The sequence below is a fragment of the Streptomyces alkaliterrae genome (assembly GCF_007097205.2).
GTDB classification, from domain to species: Bacteria; Actinomycetota; Actinomycetes; order Streptomycetales; family Streptomycetaceae; genus Streptomyces; species Streptomyces alkaliterrae.
Map to the genome: position 1 here is coordinate 1 of NZ_VJYK02000432.1, position 3445 is coordinate 3445.

The following is a 3445-nucleotide window of genomic DNA, read 5'->3' on the forward strand; positions in this document are numbered from 1 at the left end:
CTACCGAACGCCCGTACCCGACCGGGCGGCGGACGAGCCCACTCCCCGCCCGCGCTCCCGCCGCCCGACCCCGCTTGGCGGGAACGGGCGGACACTCTAAGCGAGATATGCAGCACACACGGTCGGTAGCGCCGGCGATAGTTTCGCCGGTGAGACTATCGCCGGTGAAACTATCGCTGCCGCTGCCGTCGTCAGCGGGCTGACCGCTCAGGGCGCCCCGGGGCGCACTCGGTGAGCGACACGAACGTCCAGAAGGCGGGCTCCGGCGCGTTCTCCGGCGGCTGGCCGTCCAGGTGGGCGAGGACGGCGCTCGCGTCCTCGTGAGTCTCCAGCAGGCCCAGGCTGTTGAGGCGGACGCCGAGTTCGTGCCGCACTTCCGTCTCGTAACTGTGGCACAGCCACGAGTGGACGGACGAGACCGCCCACTCCAGGCCGACGACGTCGAAGCCCAGCCCGCGGCCGGCCGTCGGGACCGGCTCGGCGGCTGTCAGCAGCCCGTACGGGGTCGGTTCGCCGCGCCAGGTGCTCTGCGCGTAGCCGCTTGACTCCCTCAGCCTCTCGGCGAGTTCCCGCGCGTCCGTCGTCCGCAGGCCGACCGCGAGCAGCCGGCCGTCGGGGCAGCTCTCGGCGCGCGCCCGCTCGGCGGCGCCTCGGGTCGTGTACCAGGCCCAGAACTCGGGGCGCGGCGTCTCCTCCAGGCAGTCGCTGATCGTGACAAGGGGCGTCGGCACCACCCGCGGGTCCATCCAGCTCAGGCGCGGCACCGGCCGGCACGGCACAAAGCCGGCCAGGATCTCCCTCTCGTCGTCAACGTTCACGGCATGAGCGTGCGCTGAGCGGAACAGGGCCGGCAACGGGATTTCCGGCGAGGCCGCAGACGTCAGCCCGTCAGCCCGTCGGCTCGTCCAGGAGGAGGTAGAGGAGGCCTACGAGGGAGCCGCTGCTGACCACCTCGCGGCGGTCGATCATTCCCCGTACCTCGGCCAGCGGAACCCACTCGATCCGGTCGGACTCGTTCTTCTCCGTCGGCGGGCCCACGTACGTCGCGCCGTCGGCGCGGAAGACGTGGTGCTGCGAGTCCGTGATGCCGTTGGCCGGCTCGGCGTAGATCAGCGGACGCATCGGGCCCGGCCGCCAGCCGGTCTCCTCCAGTGCCTCCCGCGCGGCGGCGTCGCCCGGCGTCTCGCCCTCCTCCACCAGACCCATCGGCAGCTCCCACGCCCAGCAGTCGGTGATGAAGCGGTGCCGCCACATCATCAGCACCTCACGACGCTCGTTCACGACGGCGGCCACGGCGAGGTGCCGCAGCCGTACGACGCGGTAGTCCAGCCGCAGCCCGTCCGGCTGCTGCACGTCGACCGCGCAGAGGTTGACCCACTGGTCGCTGTAGATCCGCCGCTCGCCATGCGTCTGCCAGCGCATCCGACGCCGCCCCTCTCAACTGCCGTGCCCACGCGGCCCGGTCAGCTGAGTCTCACACGATCGGGGCAAGGGGAAGGGAGATCACGCCGCAGAGCCCTCCATCGGGTGACGGAGACACCGACGGGGGTTGTGAGGGCGGACGGCGTGGTCAGGGCGGTGCCGCCCCCGGCGCCGTCTGCGCGGTGAGCGCCCGCGCGAGCCAGTCGTGGGCGGCGCCCGGGGTCACGGTGCCGGGCGGGGACAGCCGGGCGGCCAGCTCCCAGTAGCGGTCCAGCCGGGGCTCGACCGCCAGTTGGCGGCTCAGCGCTCGGCGGAACGCGGGGCTGTCGCGGGTGTTCGCCGTCTCCGCGTACGCCGCCACAAAGCGGTCGAGCGCGTCGCCGGGGCGCGGACCGTCGCCCGCACGGACGGCGGGGGACGCGAGCGCGAACGCCTCGGTCAACCCCTCGTACAGCACGGCGGGACGCTGCCCGCTCTCGCGGCGGTGCGCCGTCGGCTGGCTGCCGCGCTTCGCCGGGCGGAGTGCGGAGGTGAAGGCGTGCAGGCGGGCGAAGGTCAGGAACCACTCCGGTGTGGGGTCGGGCGGCAGCACCGGAACCGCCTGCTCCAGCACCAGGTCGACCACCCGGGGCGGGAGGCCCGGCGGCAGCCAACGCCGCCAGAAGGAGACCAGCGCCGCCGTGTCGGGCGGCGTGGAGACGCGGCCGATCAGCACCAACCGCTCGGCCCGCTCCTCCGCCGTGCAGTCCTGGAGCAGCCGCAGCGCGGCCTCCCGCCAGCGCAGCGCGGCCATCCGCGACCGGAGGTCCGCCAACCGCGCCGCGACGACGTCCCGTACGACGGCGTCGTCCCCGAGCGCCGTGCCCTCGCCGCTGACCAGGCGCGCGACGTCCGGGACCGGGAGATCAAGACCGCGCAGCGCACGGATGAGCCGGAGCCGGTCCAGGGAGTCGGGCCCGTACCGCCGATGACCGCCGGCGCTGCGCCCGGCCTCCGGCAGCAGGCCGCGATCCGAGTAGAAGCGGACCGTCTTGACCGTGGCGCCCGCGCGGGCGGCCAGCTCCCCGATACTCCACAAGTCGCCCCGCTCCGGCATGGGTTGAACCTCCCTCAGGGGGAGTTCCTACCGTACCGACCCGAAGCGGATCGAGGAGGGACTGCGATGGCTGCGAAGACTGCCTTTGTGCTGGTACCGGGCCTGTTCACCGGCGGCTGGATCTGGCGGGACCTCGCCGACCGGCTACGGTCGGCCGGCGCCGAGGCGCACCCCGTGACGCTGCCCGGCGGCGACGTCGACCTGGAGGCCCACATCGCTGAAGTCCTCCACGTCGTCGACCGGATCGACACGGACGCCGACACCGTGCTCGTCGGGCACGGCTACGGCATCCACCCGGTGCTCGGCGCCGCCGACCGCCGTGCGGACGCCCGCCCGCGCCGGCGCGTCGTCCACCTCGACGCCGGCCTGCCCCAGAACGGCGACCCCGCCCTCACACTCGTCCCCGACCAGTCCCTGAGGGAACGACTGACGTCGGAGGCCACCCGCGACGCGCATCTCACGCCGCCCGGCGCGGGCGACGGCTGGTCACGCTACGGCAGCCCAGCCGGGCTGACCCCGCACGACCTGGACCGCCTCTCCCGGCTCGCCACCCCTCACCCCATACGCACCCTGACCCAACCACTCCACCTCACCGGCGCCGTCGACACCCTCCCCACCACCGGCGTGCTGTGCACGGCCAACGGCAGCTCCATCGCCCTGCTTCAACACCTGGTCGAGCTCGGCGACCCGCGTCTGCGCGCGCTCACCGAGCCGCGCGTCACCCTCTTCGAACTCGACACCGGCCACTGGCCGATGCTGTCCGCCCCCGCCGAACTCGCCGACGTCCTGCTGCGGGCGGCCACCGGCCAAGGACACCGCCTCCGCACCACCTCCACGGACTCCGCCACCTCCACGGACTCCGCCACCTCCCCGGACTCCGCCTCACCTCCGGAGCCGCCCGCCCACCTGCGCCCGTTCCTCCTCGAC

Annotated in this window: 4 protein-coding genes; 1 reads left to right on the top strand and 3 read right to left on the bottom strand. The window is 73.7% G+C overall.

What is annotated here, in order from left to right; translation table 11 throughout:
• Positions 1-191: 191 nt before the first annotated feature.
• The 3 genes from FNX44_RS25130 to FNX44_RS25140 form a co-directional block, all read right to left on the bottom strand.
• Positions 192-818: a hypothetical protein gene (locus tag FNX44_RS25130; protein ID WP_143651285.1), complete on the bottom strand. Its 627-nt coding sequence runs from the start codon at positions 816-818 to the stop codon at positions 192-194.
• A gap of 70 nt (positions 819-888) precedes the next feature.
• Entirely contained in the window at positions 889-1422 is a 534-nt protein-coding gene (locus tag FNX44_RS25135) for an NUDIX hydrolase (protein ID WP_143651286.1), read from the bottom strand.
• Between the two features lie 148 nt (positions 1423-1570).
• Positions 1571-2518 (bottom strand): MerR family transcriptional regulator, encoded by a 948-nt coding sequence (locus FNX44_RS25140; protein ID WP_143651287.1) that lies wholly within the window; start codon positions 2516-2518, stop codon positions 1571-1573.
• Positions 2519-2584: 66 nt separating this feature from the next.
• Here FNX44_RS25140 and FNX44_RS25145 point away from each other — a divergent pair.
• The coding region (locus tag FNX44_RS25145) for an esterase/lipase family protein (protein WP_143651288.1) at positions 2585-3445 on the top strand (861 nt) is incomplete at its 3' end.

Excerpts from the sequence above, each read along its gene's own strand:
- FNX44_RS25135 (WP_143651286.1), bottom strand. The coding sequence starts at position 1,422 with ATGCGCTGGCAGACGCATGGCGAGCGGCGGATCTACAGCGACCAGTGG.
- FNX44_RS25140 (WP_143651287.1), bottom strand. The coding sequence starts at position 2,518 with ATGCCGGAGCGGGGCGACTTGTGGAGTATCGGGGAGCTGGCCGCCCGC.